Below are 18,568 nucleotides of genomic sequence, written 5' to 3' on the forward strand. Positions count from 1 at the left end.
AACTCCGGAGCGACCGATGAGCAATCGGCTCGGCGACGTTCAGAACCGACTGGGTACGGTCCGCGAACTGGAATCCGTGGTGAGCGCGATGCGCGGCATCGCGGCGACACGCACGCGAGAAGCGCTCGCGCGCCTGCCGGGAATCCGCGCATGCGCCGATCTGATCGGCCTTGCGATCGCTGATGCAATGAGCATTGCCGTACTACAGCCACCCGAGCGCTCGGGGTTGCCGCTTCCGGACGACACCCATGTCTATATCGTTATCGGCCCGGAACACGGCTTCGTCGGCACCTACAATCAACGTGTGCTTCAGGCAATCCACCGGCCGGGAACCGGATCCGTCGAGTATTTCATCGTGGGCGATCGCGCACGAAGTGCGGCCGACGAGCTCGGTCTCCCGATGACCTGGTCATCGGAAATGATCGTTCACGCCGATGCCGCATCCGAGCTCGCAGAGAAGATTGTCAATGCGCTGTATCGTCGCCTGCGTCACGGCAACGCGTCGCATGTCACGCTCGTGCACGGTGTACCGCAAGCGATCAGCGAAGCGGTCGTCCAGACGACATCGCTGCTGCCCTTCGATTTCCAGCGATTCAAACAGGTCACGCGCCCCTTTCCGCCGGTTGTCACGCTCCCGCTACCGCAACTGCAGGAAAGACTGGCCGAGGAATATGTCTACACGCAGGTTTGCGAGGCTATCATCCTGTCGTTCGCGGCGGAGAACGAAGCGCGCATGCGCGCAATGATCGCGGCGAAACGCAATATCGACGACACCGCGCAACACCTGAGCCGGGACTATCACCGCTTGAGGCAGGAGCAAATCACTGCCGAAATCGTCGAACTATCGACCGTCGACGGGGGCGTCGCGTCATGATTCGCGACGGGATTGCCTTTGCCGGTTCGAGGTCGCGGTCAACTTCCGGAGAAACCATCCGAACGTCATTCCCTGTGTCAGCACGGAGAACACAACAACGACATAGGTGACGGTCACGACCAACTCACGCTGCGGCCCATGTGGAAGCAATAGCGCGAGCGCGATCGAGATGGCACCGCGGAGGCCGCCCCAGATCAGCAGCGTGGTTGTGCCTTTCGGAAACCGGATACGGAGATTGATTGCCCAGAGCGGAATGGCCACGCTCACCGCTCGCCCGACGAGCACACAGACGATGGCAACGAGACCCGCTATCAGATACGGTCCGGTCTGATGGACCGAAACAACTTCAAGGCCAATCAGAAGAAAGAGCACGCTGTTCATCATCTCATCGACGACCTCCCAGAATATGCCCAGATAATCGCCGGCCTGTCCGGCCGCCGCCGTCATTCCCCCTTTGTTACCAACGAACAGTCCGGCCACCACCACGGCGATAGGGCCCGATGCCCGTGCAACCTCCGCCAGTGCATACGATCCCATGCAGAGCGCGATGGATAGCAAGATCTCGACGTGGTGATTGTCGATGCTGCCGACGAGGCGGAACACGAGCCAACCGGTCAACCATCCCGCCAATGCGCCTCCAACGGCCTGTTGAAGAAACGAAAATGCGACGGTGACCGGCTCTGGATCATGAGCACCGGTCGCTATACCCAGTAGCGTCAGAAAGACGATCGCACCCACACCGTCGTTAAAGAGACTTTCCCCGGTAATCCGGGTTTCCAGCTCCTTCGGCGCACCCGCCTTCTTGATGATGCTCATCACGGCAATCGGATCAGTGGGGGATATGAGCGCCCCGAACAGCAATGCATACATGAAGCTGATACGAACACCCACCCACGACGACGCGTACCAGAACGCGACGCCCACAACGGCGGTGGAAATCAGTGTGCCGACGGTCGAGAGCACACCGACTGTCCACTTGACCTGACGTAGGTCACCAAAGTCGACGTGCAATGCGCCGGCGAACAGCAGAAATGGCAGAAAGCCGTGAAACAGGAGTTCGCTGAAGTCGATCTCCGGGATCAGTCGCGCATACCGCGCGACGTCGATTTCCCCGATTTCTCCCAGCGTGACGAGCAGGACGGTCACGACGAGCGCGATCGTCATCACCCCGATAGTCGGCGGCAAACGAAAAGCGCGGTGGTTGACGTAGCTACCTAGTGCAGCCAGGACAATCAAGGCAGTCAGCGCTTGAAAAAACGTCATGTTTACCTATCCGAGGTCCTGCTGAAAGTTGGCCGCCCCACCCCATGACCGCATGTCTTACGCAGGGCACCGGGCGACGAATCCCCTGAGTTGAATCGCGTTCAAGATTTGACGCATTCGTCAGATCGTACCGCGGCGCGAAGGAGCATACATCACCCGTATCGGGCGCCAGTCAGGGTTAGTGTCCATCGTGACATCGGCCGAAGCCGGGCGGTATACCCGGGCGCGAAAATCATCGCGCCCCAAGACAATCGGCCACACTCATTCCGGCTTCTTAAGCACAATTTAATTCTCGCGACCTACGGTGGAATCGTCGCGTCACGAAATTGCCCTACCGACGGTTTCGCCAACCGGTTCGGCTCCGCGCGACAGGAGCGTAGTCATGGCAAGCATCGGATTCACGCGTATCACGGTCGCCAGTGTCGCAATTGCAGCGTTGTCGGCAAGTTGCATGTCGAAGGCATCGCTTGCCCCGTCGCAGACAACGCGGGCTCCTCCACTCGCTCTCTCCACAACTTCAGACATGGCGGCCTATCCGGGCATCGTGTCTGACTTCGAGAACATAGCGAGGGTAGACGGGCCTGTCGTCGTAGCGGTCAACGCATCTCCACTCGATACTGCCTCAGGTGTGAAGCAACTATGGCCTCCGCCAAGCGTTGGAAACGATCCGTTCCTTCGCTTCTTCAGGGAATTCTCTCCCGTACCAGGCGACGATCGCGGGGCCCTCACACGGCAACACGCCAGCGGCTTCATTATCTCGCCGGACGGGGACATCCTCACAGATGCCAGCGACATTGCCGGTGCCTCTAGAATCACCGTCTCCCTCGTCGACGGGCGAACCTATCGAGCCAGAGTAGTCGGTAGCGACCCGGCAAGCGGCGTCGCGCTGCTTCACATTCCCGCGAAAGGGTTGCCGGTTGCCAGAATCGGATCGCCCTCGACGCTCAAAGCCGGCGAATGGGTCGCATCGATGGGTTCCCCATACGGACTCGGAAACTCGATCGTGAGAGGCATCGTAAGCAATACCTCCCGTCTGCTTCCTGACCAATCCTACGCTCCATTGATCCAGACCGATCTCACGGAGAACGCCGGCGATGGCGGCAGTCCGCTCCTGAACCTCAACGGTGAAGTCGTCGGTATCGAAACGCCGCTTCCGGACGACGGCCGCGCGTACCAAGGTCTCGCCTTCGCGATACCGATCGACGAAGCCATGAAGGTCGAACGCCAGCTGAAGATGCACGGCAAGGCCACCCATGGGCACATCGGTGTCGCAGTGCAAAACGTGACGGATCCGCTCGCCCGGTCGTTCGGGTTGCCGCGGCCGAATGGCGCGCTCGTCACGTCGGTCGACTCGGGTGGTCCTGCAGCAAAGGCAGGCTTGCGGGCAGGCGACGTCATCGTTTGGATCAACGGCGCGGCCGTTCCGGATTCGACACATTTACCGGCGGCAGTGGCCGATCTGAGCCCTGGCGCCACGATCGATCTCGGCTACTGGCGCAATGGCGCTGTCCATCACGCGACGGTGGTTCCATCGTCGATGGACTCCCACGACCTTCCCGTCAACACGGCGAATCGCGCGTCCTACGGCACGTACGGACTGGGGGTACGCAATCTGAGTGGTAACGAAAAGCGGGCTGCAGGTGTCCAGGGTGGCGTACGCGTCGAGCAAAGTAGCGGGCCGGCTGCGCTCGCCGGAATCGAACCGGGCGACATCATTCTGAGGATCAACAGCACCCCGGTGACGAGTACAGCTCAGTTCTTCAAGAACATCGTACGTTCCGCTCATAGCGTAGCGCTCCTGGTCGACCGGAACGGCGCGCGAATGTTCGTCTCCATGGGTGTGAGCTGAAGACGATTCGGAGCAAACACGTCGACACGGAGCACTGCAGGAGTGCAATCATGAAGTCCTCATCCAGAATGGCACTCGGCGTCACTGCCGTGGCGATTGCGGTTTTCGCCCGAAGCGGGTTGGCCGCTGAGCAGACGTCGCTTCCACCTCCCGAAAATTCGGGCAAGGTTACCTACCTGTCCGGAGGAATCGGAAGTGACCAATCAGCCGCGATCAAACAGGAGATCGGCAAATATTCGCTCTCGCTTGAGTTCGCGGGGCACACGCGCAGCGGGAACGAATATTTGGCAGATATCCCGGTGCAGATCGTCGACGCACATGGCAAGACCGTGCTCTCGACGGTGACTGCCGGACCTTTTCTGCTCGTATCGATGCCGGCCGGGCACTATGCCGTAACGGCCACGTATCACGGGAAAGTCATGCGTCGGAGCGTCTCAATACAGGCGTCGTCGCATGCGCATGCGGTGTTCGTCTGGACCATGTGAATCGACACGAGGCGCCGCGCTACCCTGTTCGGCCACCGTTTCAGTCACGGCAGCCGCCGTGACGGCACGTGCGCCTTTTGTCTTGAAGGAGTGGACATGGACGAGAAGCCGATCGAGGCTACGGGCCCCGACGTCAATCGCCGTCGTTGGCTCATCGCGACAACCGTCGCGGGTGGCGTCGGCTCAATAGCAGCGGTCATTCCGTTTGTGGATTCGCTGACCCCGCCCGCCAGCGCGCTCGCGGCAGGCGCCCCGGTCAAGGTCGACATCAGTCAGTTGTCGGAGGGCGGGATGTTGACAGCTGCATGGCGAGGCAAACCGGTGTTCATTGTCAACCGATCGCCGGCCATGCTCGCAAGCGTCATCAAGGCGACCCCACTGGTCGCTGATCCGGACTCGCTCCACACGTTCTCGATGCCGCTGCCGAACTATTGCAAAAACCCGTTTCGCTCGCGGCCCGAGCATCGGAACATTCTCGTCGTGGTCGGCGTTTGCACGCATCTCGGTTGTACACCGACCCCCAGGTTTCAATCCGGGCCTCAGCCGAACCTTCCCGACAACTGGCCAGGTGGCTTCCTGTGTCCATGCCACGGATCAACCTACGATCTGGCCGGACGTGTATTCCGCGACAAGCCGGCCCCGCAGAACCTCGACGTTCCGCGCTACATGTTCCTGTCACCAACCGAATTGCTGATCGGTCAGGACGAACATGGCGCAGCATAGCCTCGACAATCCGCGGAGCTGCCCATTTCCGCGCTCAACGACCACGGTTGAAGCGTAAGGGTGGCTCATTTCCCATCAGGTACGCCTGGGGCGTCAGGGGTCATCGGTGGTCAGCGGGAAAATAGCGTGTCGACAACGCTTCGTACAGCGGCGGAGCAAAGAATCGCGACACGCGGCTGGCGATCAGCGCCGTGGCCATCAACGAGATGACCAGCGCGTGGCCGTTGATCATCTCGATGACGATCACGAACGCGGTGATCGGGCTCTGCGTGACCGCGGCAAGATAGCCGACCATGCCAAGCGCGATCAGCATCTGCAGCTGCATGCCCGAGAACAGCGTATGCAGCGTGTTGCCGATCCCTGCACCGATCGCGAGCGACGGTGCAAACAAGCCACCCGGCGCACCAGGCAGGTACGAGCCAATCATCGAAACCATCTTGAACACCGGGTACAGGACGCTCACGTTCGCATGGCTTTCGAGCATGCCGCGGGCTTCCGCGTATCCGCTGCCGAACGTATGGCCGTGCGTCGCCACGCCGACGACTGCAACAACCAGCCCGCACGCTGCGCCGAACAGCACGGGCTGGCCGGCACGAAAATCCTGAAGCCCTCGCGGCATCCAGCGTCGCGTGTTGAGTAACAGCCAGCAGAAGATTCCGCCCATGACGCCGGCGATCACGCCGATGAGGACGACCGCAAGCACCAGCGACTCAGGCAGGCGCGCGCCGACATCGATCGTGCCGAAATAAACGTAGTTACCCTGAATGCCGAGCGACACGATACCGGCGAAGATGATCGCCGTGATCAGCACGCCGCTCGTCCTTTGTTCGAAACTACGCGTGAGTTCCTCGATCGCGAACACGACGCCGGCGAGCGGTGCATTGAACGCGGCGGAAAGGCCCGCTGCCGCGCCCGCGAGGGCCAGCCGGTGCTCGAGGACGCCCGGGCGAATCGCACGGAACCGCTGGGGATAGAACTTCCGCAGGTTGAACATGAGTGCGGCGCCGACGTGAATCGTCGGACCTTCGCGACCGATCGTGAACCCACCGAGAATGGCCAGGAACGAGACAAGTATCTTCCCGATCAGGATCCGGACCTTGAGCAACCGCGCCCCCGTGTTGCCTGGAGCATGCAGCATGGCAATCACCTGCGGAATGCCGCTCCCCTCCGCACCATCGAAGAATCGCCGTGTCAGCCAGACCGTCACCGCACCGATCGTCGGCGTGACGATCAGCGGCAACCAGGCATGTTCGGCGGCGTAGTCCAGAAACACTGCGTAGCCGAAATCGATCAGCTTCGCGTAAAGCACCGCTACGAGGCCGACAGCCACCGCACCCAGCCAGAACACGCCATAGTGAAGCCACAGACGCCGCGCATGCAGCAACGCGCGTCGATCTGCGAGCGCGGAAATACGGATCATCGGTCTCCCCCTACCCACTCGTCAGTCTTGTTCATTGTCAAACGATGCCCCGATCGTTCAGGTTCGCCGCGGCGGCAGCTTCATGCCGAAAGCGATCGCCAGCCATACTGCAACCACGTCGGCACACACCAGAAACACCGTGTTCGGGCCACCTTGCTTCAGCAGCCAGCCGCCCGCGATGCCGCCGAGCGCGAGGCCGATCGACTGCGTGGTGTTGTCGACGCCCGTGGCCGCGAGCGACGCGGTCACGCGCAATTCGGGCGCAGTCATGCGGGAAGGCACGGTGGGCAACTGGGACATCGTTGACGCGATTTACCGAACAGATCCAGCAACAGACAAAAAAAACCCAGCTGGGCAGCCGGGTTCAAGAAGCTCGCCCCGGCCTTTCATACCGGGACGGCCGGACGTCGAGTGACGTGAGCTGATGGAGCACATCTGAATTCACAATTTCGCAGAATTTCCGCATCGTAACACGACAACTAGTCACGATGTGACATTTCTCCTACTCTAGTAAAGGAGATTATCTTCCCGATCCGGGTGAACCCGAAAATCTTACGATTCACCCTTCAGCTCATTTACAGAACTCCGTCGCCCGTCAAAAAGGAGCCGCTCGATTCACTGTGCTTCCCGCAGCGATGCCGCGCCCCGTTCCGTTGATCCGCGACCCATTCCGTTCGATCGAACGCCCTCTTCGGGAGACCCGTGATGAAAGGCTTGATGCGATATGCGGTGGTGTTGGCCCTTGTCCTGTTCGGTGGGTGCCATTCCGCGACAAAGACGTCCAGCACTGCCGGCATGATGAATCAGGAGGCCGCAAATGGTCAGGCGATCGGGACGCCGTCGACCATGGCTGACGAATTGAACAACCCCAACAGCCCGCTCGCGAAACGCAGTATCTATTTCGATTTCGACAGCTATGAAGTGAAGCCTGAATACCAGTCGCTGCTGCAGGCGCACGCCGACTATCTGCGTCTTCATCCCGCGCGACACGTCCTGATCCAGGGGAATACCGACGAACGCGGCACCAGCGAGTACAACCTCGCGTTGGGCGAGCGCCGGTCGCAGGCCGTGCTTCGCACACTTGAAACGCTCGGCGTGCCCGATTCGCAGATCGAGGCAGTCAGCTTCGGCAAGGAAAAGCCGGTTGCATTGGGCCACGACGAAGCATCGTGGGCACAGAATCGTCGCGCGGATATCGTTTATCGATGACGCGCCAGCGTGGCGGGAGCCCGCTCCCGCCACGCATTGACCGGCGGAAACGGTTCGTCGCCAATATCGCGGTCACAAGCCCATGAAGTACGTCCGGACGTCCATCTCGGCGGACCATGACTGCACATCGGAGCGTTCATCGAACTCGACCGGCTTCCCCCGGTAAAGGCAACAGTATCCATTCGCCGTTCTGTAGACGATGACCCACTCGCGATCGTCGCTCGCCTCGTCTTCCAGGTTGCCGGCCAGCACCTCCTTCCATTCATCAAGATGCAGGGCCACCGCAAGGCGCCGACGCAGAACCGCCAGCTCAACGCTGAGTTTCATGCTGCCCCTCCTTGCCGGCAGGCGCTTCGGCCCGCGTCGGCGCGTGGCTGTCACCGTGCTGTTTCCCTGACCGCCGGCTGCGCTCCGTTTCGCGCCGATTCTCGGGAAAGATCCTGATGCTGCTCGCCACCGCGTCTGCGATGTGTTCCTTGGCAATGACCCCGACCACCTCCATTGCGCCCTCTTCTTCGGGCCGGGTCACGACCACCGCCATGGTCGCGTGCTTCTGGCGCAGCTTGCTGATCACATCGAATGCCGCTTCACCCGGCGCGACCACAATGAAATTGCGTTGAGCGAGCGCACCGAGCGTCACCGAAAGATGATCGTGCGAAATGGCCCGGCGCAATCCGGTGTTGATGCGAAGCACGCCCTCGATCCGGCCCGATCGCGTGACGACCACGTGGCGGAACGGGGGGCCGTCCAGATTGCCCAGAATGTCGCGGAACAGTACCTCGGCGTCCTGCACGAGCACGTCCGTCTCCATCACTTGCGCCGCGTTCTGGACGAGAAACATGTTGGCATGCAAGGCGTTCGGAATCACGTGGCCGCGACGCACGAGCTTGAGCGTATAGATGCTTTCGCGGCAAAGCAGGCGCCGGGTCGCGAGGCTGACCGCAACGGCGATGATCATGGGCAGCACGATGTCGTAGTCGCGGGTCATCTCGAAGATCATCGCGACCGCTGTCATCGCCGCGCCGGTTCCGCCGCCCACCATCGCCCCCATTCCGACCATCGCGAACGCAGGCGCGCTGACGGGTGCCGCGGGCAGCACCGCCTGGACGAATGCGGCAAACGCCGCCCCCAACGCCGCACCGATGAACAGCGACGGCGAGAACACGCCGCCCGATGATCCCGAGCCCAGGCTGATCGATGTCGCGAGGGTCTTGCAAAGCGCCAGCGTGATCAGGAACAGGCAGCCGCCGAGTTGTCCGTAAAGCAGCGCCTGAATCGTTGCATATCCCACACCTTCGACGTAGTAATGCCCGGCGAAGTGCATCAGCAGGTAGATCGTGACCCCGACGAGCGACATCCCCAGCGCGTGACGCGCATAGCGGCCCGGAATACGCTCGAAGACATCCTCCGCAAAATGCAGTCCATGGGTCAGCAGTGCGGCACCGGTACCCGTGACAATGCCGAGCGCCGCGTACAGCAGGAGTGTCAGCACACTGCCCGGACGATCGGGAATCGCGCCGAGCTGGGCCGGTACCAGAAACGCCGGCGCACTGCCGAAGAACAACCGTCCGACGAACGTCGCCGTGCCGGTCGCCAGCGCGACGGGAAGGAACGTGTTCACGCTGATTTCGGGCATCATCAGTTCGGTCGCGAACAGGACACCCCCGATCGGCGTATTGAACGTGGCGGCGATCCCGGCACCCGCGCCCGCGGCCACGAGCGTGATGCGCTGGCCGGCGGTCATCCTGACCGCTTGCCCGAGCGTCGAGCCGAGCGCCGAACCGATCTGGATGATCGGCCCCTCTCTACCTACCGCCGCGCCGGTGCCGATGGCGAACGCGGATGCCAGCGATTTCACGATCGCGACCACCGGGCGAATCACCCCGCGCTTGAAGTAGATCGCGTCCATCACCTCGGGCACGCCGTGCCCCTTCGCCTCCGGCGCAAAGGTGCAGACGAGCCACGTCACGACGAGGCCACCGACCACCGGCACCAGTATGACGAACGCCCCCCAGACGGAAGGCGGCGTGAACTCGCTCGCGTTGTACGAGGCAGACAATCGGCCGAGGAAAAAGGCGTTATGCACGAAGCCGATCAAGCCGCGAAATGCCACGGCGCCGATTCCGGTGACGACGCCGACCACGATCCCCAGGCAACTCAGGCGATACATGTCGATCGGCGACGCGTCGTCTTCCGTTTGTGACGAACGCTGGACGCGACCGGTTTCCACGCGAAGCGATGCGAGTTCGCCGGCCGCGCTGTCCTCTCCTCCTGTCGATCCCGATGTCATGACGCCCGCCTGTGTCGAGTGTGTCGATCCGTCAACTGGTCTCGTTCATGCGCCCCATCATCTCCGACGTCTCGCCGGCATCGAGCGCACTGCGCATGGCCAGCGCAAGCACCACCACGCTCCAGACGGCGACCAGCAGAATGTCCCAGCCGAATCCGATGACGCCCAGGCCGCCGCCGATACCGCCCAGCCACGACAACAGCCACAGCCCGCCGAACCACGGGAGCAACCACGCGATGTGCTGCCAGCCGAAGTCTCGCGCGCTACGGCGCAACACGACATGATGGTGAAGCGCGTAGAGGACGAAGCCGATCGCCACCAGCGAGAACAGGAAGTTGTTGGTCTTGAAGCCGGTCCAGTAGATGACGAGGTTGCTGCACACGAATGCGAGCGGCGCGATCAACCCGGCCCCGCTCATGCGGAACGGCCGCTGCAGTTCCGGCACGTTGCGTCGCAGGACGAGTAGCGCGATCGGCCCCAGCCCGTACGTGAGCACGGTGATCGACGTGATATAGCTCACCATCTGCTGCCACGCAGGGAACGGCATCAGGAACAGCACGCCGACCGCCCACATGATCAGTACGGCAACCCAGGGAATCTTGTTGGCATTCAACCGCGTCAGCATGCGTGGGCCAGCGTCCAGTTCGCCGGCTGCGAACAGGATGCGCGAGCCGCCGGTGACGTACATCAGGCCGGTTCCCCCTGGCGAGACGTAGGCGTCGATGTAAAGCAGCGTGGCCATCCATCCCATGCCGAGGGTCGTTGCGAGCCCCGCGAACGGTCCCATTTCACCCTTGAAGCTGAGGTTGTTCCAACCGGCGGCAAGATCGGCCGGCGCAAGCGCGTAGATGAACGCGACCTGCAACAGGATGTAGATGACGGCGGCCAACAGTACCGCGCCGATCACGGCCAACGGGATGTTTCGATGCGGATTGGCGCTTTCGCCGCCCAGGTCGATCGCCGTTCGAAAGCCCAGATAGCTGAAGACGATGCCGGCGGCCGGCAGCGCGGTGAACATGCCGGACACGTGGTAGCTGCCGGGCGCCGCCTGCATGACTCCCCAGTGCGTACTCGCACCCAGCAAGCCTGCAATCGTCAGAAGCGGCACGAGTATCTTCCACCACGTGATGGTCGAGTTCACGCCCAACAGCCAGCGGATCACCATCAGGTTCAGCAATGCCATGACGCCGAGCAGGCCGGCGCAGGCGACGAAGCCGGCAGCCGTCAGCAAGCCCGCGCTTCCGGGCTGGATGAACCACGGGAGATAGTTGTTCGCGTACGTGACGATCGCCTCCGCCTCGACCGCCGGAACCGGCACGTACGCCAGGAACAGGAGGCCGCACCAGATGCGGCCCAGTCCGACGCCATGACTCGCATGGCTCATGTGCACCAGCGCTCCGCTACGCGGAAACATCGCCGCGAGCTCGGCGAAACACAGTGCGATCAGCATGATGATGACCGCGCCGAGTACCCAGCTGCCGATGCTCAGCGGGCCGGCGATGCGCGATGCGTGATAGGCGCCGAACAACCAGCCGGAACCGACCATGCTGGTCGTGCTGGCGAACAACAGCCCGATGATTCCGGCGTCACGCCGGAGCTTGCCTTCCAGATTGAGGCTCGAGGTCGTGCTCATATGCCACTCCTTGCAAACGACCTCCCCCTGCTGCGTGTGTGTTCGTTCTCCCACCCTGCCGGTTCTTGTGACGGCCGATGTGTGTCGGCCGTTCGGGGAACCCGTTGCGCGCGCCTCGCTGTCGCGCGCTCAGTTGATATCGGTGACGTCCTGGAAAGCCCAGCCGAACGCCTGAATTTCCGACTTGTGCAAAGCCGCAACCTTGCGCAAGCATTCCGCCCCTTTTTCTGTCAGATGGATCTCCACTTGCCGTCGATCCTGCTCGCTCGTCTGGCGCCGGACGAGCCCGGCCGCTTCACAGCGGGTGACGAGCGCCACCGTGCCATGCGAGGACGCCTGCAACCGCTCGGCAATCTCGCCGACTGTCGCCCACGAGCGGTCCGGGAACGCACAGGTGTGCAACATCAGCATGTATTGCAACGGCGTCAGCCCCTCGGCACGCAGGATTTCCTCCGAGAAACGCAGAAAACGCCGCAGCCGGTAGCGAAATTCGGATAGCTGCTCGAGGTCGTGTTTCGTGGCGCTTGCGCCGGCCTTTCGATTGCTTGCTGCCATCACGAACTCCAGGAACACCGGGAGTTTTCTGGAATCATGTCATCACGTGACCTAAAATATAGGCGCGTGTGACGGGTAGTGCAAAGTGCTTTCATCGGTCGCTGCTCCGGTCACTGTGTGGATTGACCCCATCAACCTGAATCGGTGAGGAGAAGTGGAAGGCATTTCGCTACCGCTGCTGGTCGCCCTGGTCGTCGTACAGCCCGGCCATTCGACAAGCTCACGTGCGGGAACGGCCAGCCACGTCGTTGTCCCGGCGCGGAATATACTGCATGTGGGCAACCCTTGGGCGTGGCCAAGCCTCACACCCAACGTCAGTCGTCCGGTGGCAAGCAATCCGACGTCCACCCCGGTCTACATCCCCAGCGTGACGTATCACCCCGACGGTTGGGGCGCACACTCCAGGTTGGCGGGTGATCGATTTCGGTGGTGACCGGTCGATCCGGGATTCCGCCAATCTTCCGCCGCAAGTGTCTTTCTCGTCGCGCCATTTCGCGACGCTCCCCCGACCGCACCGGATTTTGTGGAGGCTCGAATTCTTGAGGGAATCGAGTCATGAACAAGAAGGCAAGCATATTTTCCCCGGAAGTGCGGGAGCGCGCAGTGCGTCTGGTACGCGAACAGCGTAGCGAACACCCGTCGATGTGGGCGGCAGTCGAATCGATTGCACCGATGATCGGCTGTACGCCGCAGACGCTGCTGGATCGGGTCAAACGCGACGAGCGATGGCGTGAACACGGCCGAGCGTGAGCGTATCAAGGCGCTAGAGCGCGAGGTTAAGGAACTGCGCCGGACCAACGAGATTCTCAAGCTGGCGAGCGCGTTTTTCGCCCAGGCGGAGCTCGACCGCCGTTTCAAGTCCTGAAGGCCTTCATTGATCAGCATCGAAACACCTTCGGGGTCGAGCCGATCTGTAAGGTCTTGCGGATTGCCCCGTCGGGCTACCGACGCCATGCTGCGCAGCTTCGCGATCCGTCCAAACGCTGCGTCCGCGCCAAACGTGATGAGATTCTGCAACCGGAGATCAAGCGTGTCCGGCAGGCCAACATGCAGGTCTATGGCGTACCGAAGGTCTGGAAGCAGATGAACCGGAAAGGTATCGTGATCGCACGCAGCATGTACAGCGAACGTTTGGCCGAAGCGGGTATCGAGCCGTCCGTCGGCAGTCGTGGCGACAGCTACGATAACGCACTGGCTGAAACGATCAACAGCCTGTACAAGACGGAACTGAATCATCGTCGTGCCCCATGGAAAACGAGGGAATCCCTCGAACTGGCGACGCTGGAATGGGTGGCCTGGTACAACCATCATCGACTGATGGAACCGCTCGGCTATATCCCGCCCGTCGAGGCTGAGGCAAACTACGACAGGCAACTCAGAAATGCCGCTGACGTGCCGGTATTAAATTAAACCAACGGGCCTCCACGATTCCCGGAGCGATTCACTCGGTTGAGGAATGGATGAAACGATTGATTGTGTTGCCGCTGTTGGTTGTGGTCGCTGTGTTGGCGCTCTGGGCGGGACTTCGAAAATCTGGCGGAGAAAAAGCCGCGGCAACCACGGTTGGTACAGGGGCTAGCGTCGCCGTGGCAGCACCAGTCCCTAATCAACCGTTTCGAGCGCAAGTCGTTGGGCTCGCATGGCTCAATCCGCTACAACGGCGCGACTATCCGACCGAATGGCAGCTGCTTTGGACGATGGGTCTCGTTCAGCCCAACGAGCACGATGACATGGTCAAGGAGGATCCGAAAGGCTTCACCACCGTGCAGCCGGTCGCCGGCGTAGCCTATGGCAATAATGGCCGCGAGACGTTTGATGGGTTTTATGAGAAATACATCGATCAACTTCTCGTTTTATTCGGCGAAATTTATGTGATGAGCCCGGTATATTTCTACAACGTCCACTCAAAAGACCGAAAGGGATGGCGGGAGCTGGCTGGAACCCACATCGAGTTTGCGATTCCGGAAAAACGCCTTGATCCGGAGGAGTCTCGAAAGTACTTGGTCAAGCAGTTCGTGTCGATGTTTGAGATTGGCAACCAGGATGCACCAAATTTGTGGAGCAAGGATACTCCGCCAGACGTTCACATCACGCCCGGTGGTCCGAACGCGGGCTTCACTTCGCTCAATCGCGCACTCGACTATCTGCAAGCACACCCCGACCAGAGCGTATGGGTGATGAACTGGGATGCGCCGAGCTTCCCGCCGAAAGACAACCAGATGAACGAGAACATGGTTCTGCTCGTTCTCACCGGACCGGACTTCAAGACCGAGCGTGAACCGCTCGCATGGATCGGGCGCGTAGCTGTCGGCAACGTGAACGACTTCGAGAAAAAAGCTGGCACGACGCGCGCAGTTGAGGCCTGGAAATCGACCATCGACCAGGCAGCCCACAATTCTGGAGTGGCAACCGCCGATCTGCACTACGTCATCCACGACGCGGGCAAGGGCAGCGACATTGCGTCTGCTCGGCTTGGTGCGTTGTCACAGACGTTGACCGAGGTGCTGCCCGAGTACGACTTCAAGAAGCAGACGTTCAACACGCCGGCGCTGCTTGGCGAGATGGGTGCCGGTACCGCGCTGACCGATGTGGCACTGGCAATCGGTCGCGCGAACCATCTCGGCGGTAATACGCTCGTGGCCGGAACGAACGATGCCGAACACCCGATGGCCGTTGTCGTTGTTCCTCCTGAGAGGTTGAATCCGGTTGACCCAAAGAAGCCATGGTTCCGCGCGGCTGGCGAGGGTAGTGCTTATCTGCCCTGGTGGGGAAAGCGGCGCGATGTCGATTACAGTCAGACCGGACAAGGATACAGCTTCTAAGTAGCCCAAAGAGACGGGACATGGACCAACATGGACGATGCGCGTTGCGCGCGTCGTCCTTTTTTGTCGTGAGGGCTGTTATGGAACTGGGGGCATACAAACCCTCGCGCCATCAGCAATTGTTAGGGTGGGGCATCGGGTTAATCGTCGCTGGGATAGGCCTTTTCTCTGTTCTTATTGTGTTTCTGGCGATTGGTGCATTTGACCAGTGGCATATTCAAACCGATGCGCAATTAAACTTCGTTTTCTCTGTGCCGGCTCTTATCGTTGTGATCGGACTCACCCTGGTAATCGTGGGTTTGGTCAAAGCGTTCAAAGCATTGAGAGCACGCAAATGAAGCGATATGGCGACCGCACGCGAATGGTCGGCACGATGGAAAATCGATGTGACGGTGCGGCAGAGTCTACGTCGGACTCGAACCAGGAGCAGGAGCGTTCATGCGCGGTGTAATTCGGGTTGGAGACGTACACAGTCACGGCGGGCGCGTCGAGTCAGGCGCGACCAACAGCGAAGTCATGGGGCGGCCGGTCGCTCGAGTCGGCGACCGCTGCACCTGCCCGATCCACGGCGAGTGCGTGATTGTCGAAGGTGATGCGGACTTTAACGTCGAGGGGTCCTTCGCATCGTTCGACGGCCACAAAACCTCATGCGGTGCAGTGCTGATCACGTCTCTCCCTACGTCCGGACGCACGTAGGCTCACCACACTAGCGCCGACCGCCTGTTCCGGTCGCAACGACCCGGTGTTCGCTCCAGTCAGTCTGTCGTCGCCCCAAACGGCGCCCGTGTTGAATCCTCTGCGCGTTCGGCGTCCCGCTCATCCGTGCTCCGCCCCTCGTCTTCTGTCACCCGCGGAGAGAGCACCGACGTCAGGGCATTCAACCTGCTCGCATTGAGTGGATTTCCCCCCCTTCTCGTCAGTGCGACCTTTTTTGCACGTCGACACCGTTCCGCCCCCATATTGCACCTCCACCTCCCACACCAAGTGTCACCCCCAAAACACCATGTGATTGCATTTTCACATTTTATGTGATTCCATTATCACATCTCGCACGCCGCCGCCCCTGCACGCGGCGCATCCCATACCAAGGAAGACACGCAGATGGAGACAATCGCCGTCATCGGCAGCAACATGGTCGACCTCGTGACTTATGTCACACGCATGCCCGCCCGCGGCGAAACGCTCGAAGCGCCGAACTTCGCGCTCGGCTGCGGCGGCAAGGGAGCGAACCAAGCCGTCGCGGCCGCCCGCCTCGGCGCGCGCGTCGTGATGGTCACGAAGGTCGGCGACGACGTCTTCGCCGACAACACGATCCGCAACTTCGAGCGCGAAGGGATCGATACCACGCACGTGCGCAAGGTCGCCGGCGTGCCGAGCGGCGTCGCGCCGATCTTCGTCGAACCCGATTCGAGCAACAGCATCCTGATCGTCAAGGGCGCGAACCGCCACCTGACGCCGGCCGACATCGATGCAGCCGCACCGCAGCTCGCCGAATGTGCACTGATCGTGCTGCAGCTCGAAATCGAGCTCGCCACCGTCTATCACGCGATCGAATTCGGCGCGCGGCACGGCATCCCCGTGCTGCTGAACCCCGCGCCCGCGGTGGCCGATCTCGATTTCGAGCGGATCCGCACCGTCGAATTCTTCGTGCCGAACGAAACCGAGCTCGCGATCGTGTCGGGCATGCCGGTCGATTCGCGCGACACCGCGGCGCGCGCCGCCGAAGCGCTGGTCGCACGCGGGCTCAAGCACGTGCTCGTCACGCTCGGCAGCCACGGTTCGCTGCTGGTATCGCGCGACGGCGTGCGGCACGTGCCGGGCGTACCGGTCGACGCGCGCGACACGACCGGCGCGGGCGACGCGTATATCGGCTGCTTCGCGCGCTGCTACGCCGCGTCGCGCGACGCGCTCGACGCGATGCGTTACGCGTCCGCGTACGCCGCGCATTCGGTCACGGGCCTCGGCACGCAGAAGTCGTACGCCGACACCGCGACGTTCGAACGCTTCCTCCGCGACGCCGGCATGTGAACGGCGCCTTCATCGACGAGACAATTGGGAAGGAGACACCCATGGGCCGAGCCAGAATCGAACACACACCCGACGGCTATTACCTGAACCGCACGCCGCTCTTCGCGTTCACGCTGCTGTGCTGCCTGTTCGCGCTGTGGGGCACCGCGGCGAACCTGAACGACGTGCTGATCGCGCAGTTCAAGAAGTCGTTCTTTCTATCCGATTTCGAATCGGCGTTCGTGCAATCCGCGTTTTATCTCGGCTACTTCTTCCTCGCGATTCCGGCCGCGACCGTCGTGAAGAAGTTCAGCTACAAGACGACGATCCTGGTCGGCCTGCTGCTCTACACGACCGGTTGCCTGCTGTTCTTCCCGGCCGCGTCGATGGCGAAGTACGGGATGTTCCTCGTCGCGCTGTTCGTGATCGCGGCCGGCCTGTCGTTTCTCGAGACCGCATCGAACTCGTATTCGACGCTGATGGGCCCGCGCGACACCAGCACGCGGCGGCTGAACATCTCGCAGACGTTCTACCCGTTCGGCGCGATGGCCGGCGTCTACATGGGCAGCTTCCTGATCTTCAAGGAAGGCGATGCGTCGCACGCGCAGCTCGCGGCGATGTCGGCGGCCGAAGCCCGCGTGCACCAGCTCGCGATGATCCAGGCCACGCTCGAGCCGTACAAATGGCTGATCGTCGTGCTCGTCGCCGTGTTCATCGTGTTCGCGCTCACGCCCTACCCGGCCTGCAAGGGCAACGGCCCCAGCGTGGCCACGCACCGGATCGACGCGCGCGGCACGCTTGCGCGCCTGTTCGGCAACCGGCGTTTCGTTGCGGGCGTCGTCGCGCAATTCCTGTATGTCGGCGCGCAGGTCGGCGTGTGGAGCTTCACGATCCGGCTGGCGATGCAGATCGGCGGCCTCACGGAGCGCGGTGCGTCGCATTACCTGCTTGCCACGTTCTTCGCGTTCTTCGTCGGCAAGCTGGTCGCCACGCTCGTGATGAAGCGCGTCGGCCCGGCCAAGGTGCTGATCGTCTACGGCATCCTGTGCATCGCGCTGCTCGCGTACACGATCGGCGTGCACAACATCACGGCCGTCTATGCGGCCGTGGGCGTGAGCGTGTTCCTCGGCCCGTGCTGGCCGACGATCTACGGCCTCACGATCGACGGGCTCGGCAAGGACACCGAATACGGCGGCTCGATCCTCGTGATGAGCATCGTCGGCGGCGCGGTCGTGCCGCTGATCCAGGGGCTGATTTCCGATCACACGGGCGGCAACATGCAGCTCGCGTTCGTCGTGCCGCTCGCGTGCTTCGCCGTGATCGTCTACTACGGCTTCTACTGCCTGCGCCACCTGCCGGCCGCGACGCCCGGCGCGGCCGCCGACGGCAACGCGCTCGCGCGCTACGCCGCCCCCCGCAACACGTCGGGAGCGTGAGC

At 61.9% G+C, this 18,568-nt stretch carries 16 protein-coding genes, 2 pseudogenes and 1 other annotated feature; of the genes and pseudogenes, 11 read left to right on the forward strand and 7 right to left on the reverse strand.

The window, feature by feature from the left end:
* Positions 1–16 precede the first annotated feature (16 nt).
* Positions 17–874, forward strand: coding sequence for a F0F1 ATP synthase subunit gamma (locus ACPTTC_RS37710; protein WP_423396349.1), 858 nt, complete (start codon positions 17–19; stop codon positions 872–874).
* Here the strand turns inward: ACPTTC_RS37710 and ACPTTC_RS37715 are convergent.
* On the reverse strand, positions 869–2,137 hold the full coding sequence (locus tag ACPTTC_RS37715) for a cation:proton antiporter (RefSeq protein WP_423396350.1): 1,269 nt from the start codon (positions 2,135–2,137) through the stop codon (positions 869–871). The genes ACPTTC_RS37710 and ACPTTC_RS37715 overlap by 6 nt on opposite strands.
* 382 nt (positions 2,138–2,519) lie before the next feature.
* Here ACPTTC_RS37715 and ACPTTC_RS37720 point away from each other — a divergent pair, with 382 nt between their 5' ends.
* The 3 genes from ACPTTC_RS37720 to petA all read left to right on the forward strand — a co-directional run bounded on the left by ACPTTC_RS37720 (position 2,520) and on the right by petA (position 5,194).
* Entirely contained in the window at positions 2,520–3,986 is a 1,467-nt protein-coding gene (locus ACPTTC_RS37720; protein WP_423396351.1) for a PDZ domain-containing protein, read from the forward strand.
* Positions 3,987–4,036: 50 nt separating this feature from the next.
* The gene (locus tag ACPTTC_RS37725) at positions 4,037–4,471 is read left to right on the forward strand and encodes a carboxypeptidase regulatory-like domain-containing protein (RefSeq protein WP_423396352.1); all 435 of its coding nucleotides are present in this window, start codon (positions 4,037–4,039) and stop codon (positions 4,469–4,471) included.
* A gap of 96 nt (positions 4,472–4,567) precedes the next feature.
* Positions 4,568–5,194 carry a ubiquinol-cytochrome c reductase iron-sulfur subunit gene (petA, locus tag ACPTTC_RS37730; RefSeq protein WP_423396353.1) on the forward strand — a complete coding sequence of 209 codons (627 nt, stop codon included), beginning with the start codon at positions 4,568–4,570 and terminating at the stop codon, positions 5,192–5,194.
* 100 nt (positions 5,195–5,294) lie between these two features.
* Here petA and ACPTTC_RS37735 read toward each other — a convergent pair whose 3' ends face one another.
* Both ACPTTC_RS37735 and ACPTTC_RS37740 read right to left on the reverse strand, forming a co-directional pair.
* A complete protein-coding gene (locus tag ACPTTC_RS37735) occupies positions 5,295–6,614 on the reverse strand; it encodes a chloride channel protein (RefSeq protein ID WP_423396354.1) in 1,320 nt (439 codons plus the stop codon).
* A 57-nt stretch (positions 6,615–6,671) separates the two neighbouring features.
* A pseudogene (locus ACPTTC_RS37740) lies at positions 6,672–6,848 on the reverse strand (MFS transporter); the annotation flags it as partial.
* Between the two features lie 471 nt (positions 6,849–7,319).
* Here ACPTTC_RS37740 and pal point away from each other — a divergent pair.
* Positions 7,320–7,823 (forward strand): peptidoglycan-associated lipoprotein Pal, encoded by a 504-nt coding sequence (pal, locus tag ACPTTC_RS37745; RefSeq protein WP_226200454.1) that lies wholly within the window; start codon positions 7,320–7,322, stop codon positions 7,821–7,823.
* Between the two features lie 72 nt (positions 7,824–7,895).
* On the opposite strand, the gene ACPTTC_RS37750 is transcribed toward pal, so the two are convergent.
* The 4 genes from ACPTTC_RS37750 to ACPTTC_RS37765 form a co-directional block, all read right to left on the reverse strand.
* Positions 7,896–8,150, reverse strand: coding sequence for a hypothetical protein (locus ACPTTC_RS37750; protein ID WP_423396355.1), 255 nt, complete (start codon positions 8,148–8,150; stop codon positions 7,896–7,898).
* Positions 8,134–10,113 carry a chloride channel protein gene (locus tag ACPTTC_RS37755; RefSeq protein WP_423396356.1) on the reverse strand — a complete coding sequence of 660 codons (1,980 nt, stop codon included), beginning with the start codon at positions 10,111–10,113 and terminating at the stop codon, positions 8,134–8,136. The genes ACPTTC_RS37750 and ACPTTC_RS37755 overlap by 17 nt, the downstream gene beginning before the upstream one ends.
* A gap of 31 nt (positions 10,114–10,144) precedes the next feature.
* Positions 10,145–11,746 carry an APC family permease gene (locus tag ACPTTC_RS37760; protein WP_423396357.1) on the reverse strand — a complete coding sequence of 534 codons (1,602 nt, stop codon included), beginning with the start codon at positions 11,744–11,746 and terminating at the stop codon, positions 10,145–10,147.
* A 129-nt stretch (positions 11,747–11,875) separates the two neighbouring features.
* Positions 11,876–12,301, reverse strand: a complete 426-nt coding sequence (locus ACPTTC_RS37765) for a MarR family winged helix-turn-helix transcriptional regulator (RefSeq protein ID WP_423396358.1) — start codon at positions 12,299–12,301, stop codon at positions 11,876–11,878.
* A gap of 555 nt (positions 12,302–12,856) precedes the next feature.
* Between ACPTTC_RS37765 and ACPTTC_RS37770 the strand changes: the two are divergent.
* The 6 genes and pseudogenes from ACPTTC_RS37770 (at position 12,857) to fucP (ending at position 18,566) form a co-directional block, all read left to right on the forward strand.
* Positions 12,857–13,711 (forward strand): annotated as a pseudogene (locus ACPTTC_RS37770) (transposase).
* Positions 13,121–13,237, forward strand: a sequence feature (AL1L pseudoknot). (Overlaps the previous pseudogene by 117 nt.)
* A 50-nt stretch (positions 13,712–13,761) precedes the next feature.
* Entirely contained in the window at positions 13,762–15,123 is a 1,362-nt protein-coding gene (locus ACPTTC_RS37775; RefSeq protein WP_423396359.1) for a virulence factor, read from the forward strand.
* A gap of 20 nt (positions 15,124–15,143) precedes the next feature.
* Entirely contained in the window at positions 15,144–15,461 is a 318-nt protein-coding gene (locus tag ACPTTC_RS37780; protein ID WP_423396360.1) for a hypothetical protein, read from the forward strand.
* 100 nt (positions 15,462–15,561) lie between these two features.
* A complete protein-coding gene (locus ACPTTC_RS37785; RefSeq protein WP_423396361.1) occupies positions 15,562–15,819 on the forward strand; it encodes a PAAR domain-containing protein in 258 nt (85 codons plus the stop codon).
* A gap of 405 nt (positions 15,820–16,224) precedes the next feature.
* Positions 16,225–17,151, forward strand: a complete 927-nt coding sequence (rbsK, locus tag ACPTTC_RS37790; RefSeq protein WP_423396362.1) for a ribokinase — start codon at positions 16,225–16,227, stop codon at positions 17,149–17,151.
* Positions 17,152–17,192: 41 nt separating this feature from the next.
* Complete coding sequence (gene fucP / locus ACPTTC_RS37795) at positions 17,193–18,566, forward strand: L-fucose:H+ symporter permease (protein ID WP_423396363.1); 1,374 nt, start codon at positions 17,193–17,195, stop codon at positions 18,564–18,566.
* Positions 18,567–18,568: the final 2 nt, after the last annotated feature.

Origin of the sequence: Burkholderia mycopellens (genome assembly GCF_964265025.1) — a bacterium.
Classification (GTDB): Bacteria; Pseudomonadota; Gammaproteobacteria; order Burkholderiales; family Burkholderiaceae; genus Burkholderia.

Excerpts from the sequence above, each read along its gene's own strand:
- petA (WP_423396353.1), top strand. The coding sequence starts at position 4,568 with ATGGACGAGAAGCCGATCGAGGCTACGGGCCCCGACGTCAATCGCCGT.
- rbsK (WP_423396362.1), top strand. The coding sequence starts at position 16,225 with ATGGAGACAATCGCCGTCATCGGCAGCAACATGGTCGACCTCGTGACT.
- ACPTTC_RS37720 (WP_423396351.1), top strand. The coding sequence starts at position 2,520 with ATGGCAAGCATCGGATTCACGCGTATCACGGTCGCCAGTGTCGCAATT.
- ACPTTC_RS37750 (WP_423396355.1), bottom strand. The coding sequence starts at position 8,150 with ATGAAACTCAGCGTTGAGCTGGCGGTTCTGCGTCGGCGCCTTGCGGTG.
- ACPTTC_RS37725 (WP_423396352.1), top strand. The coding sequence starts at position 4,037 with ATGAAGTCCTCATCCAGAATGGCACTCGGCGTCACTGCCGTGGCGATT.
- ACPTTC_RS37755 (WP_423396356.1), bottom strand. The coding sequence starts at position 10,113 with ATGACATCGGGATCGACAGGAGGAGAGGACAGCGCGGCCGGCGAACTC.
- ACPTTC_RS37710 (WP_423396349.1), top strand. The coding sequence starts at position 17 with ATGAGCAATCGGCTCGGCGACGTTCAGAACCGACTGGGTACGGTCCGC.
- ACPTTC_RS37715 (WP_423396350.1), bottom strand. The coding sequence starts at position 2,137 with ATGACGTTTTTTCAAGCGCTGACTGCCTTGATTGTCCTGGCTGCACTA.
- ACPTTC_RS37780 (WP_423396360.1), top strand. The coding sequence starts at position 15,144 with ATGGACCAACATGGACGATGCGCGTTGCGCGCGTCGTCCTTTTTTGTC.
- fucP (WP_423396363.1), top strand. The coding sequence starts at position 17,193 with ATGGGCCGAGCCAGAATCGAACACACACCCGACGGCTATTACCTGAAC.
- ACPTTC_RS37765 (WP_423396358.1), bottom strand. The coding sequence starts at position 12,301 with ATGGCAGCAAGCAATCGAAAGGCCGGCGCAAGCGCCACGAAACACGAC.
- ACPTTC_RS37775 (WP_423396359.1), top strand. The coding sequence starts at position 13,762 with ATGAAACGATTGATTGTGTTGCCGCTGTTGGTTGTGGTCGCTGTGTTG.
- ACPTTC_RS37785 (WP_423396361.1), top strand. The coding sequence starts at position 15,562 with ATGCGCGGTGTAATTCGGGTTGGAGACGTACACAGTCACGGCGGGCGC.
- pal (WP_226200454.1), top strand. The coding sequence starts at position 7,320 with ATGAAAGGCTTGATGCGATATGCGGTGGTGTTGGCCCTTGTCCTGTTC.
- ACPTTC_RS37735 (WP_423396354.1), bottom strand. The coding sequence starts at position 6,614 with ATGATCCGTATTTCCGCGCTCGCAGATCGACGCGCGTTGCTGCATGCG.
- ACPTTC_RS37760 (WP_423396357.1), bottom strand. The coding sequence starts at position 11,746 with ATGAGCACGACCTCGAGCCTCAATCTGGAAGGCAAGCTCCGGCGTGAC.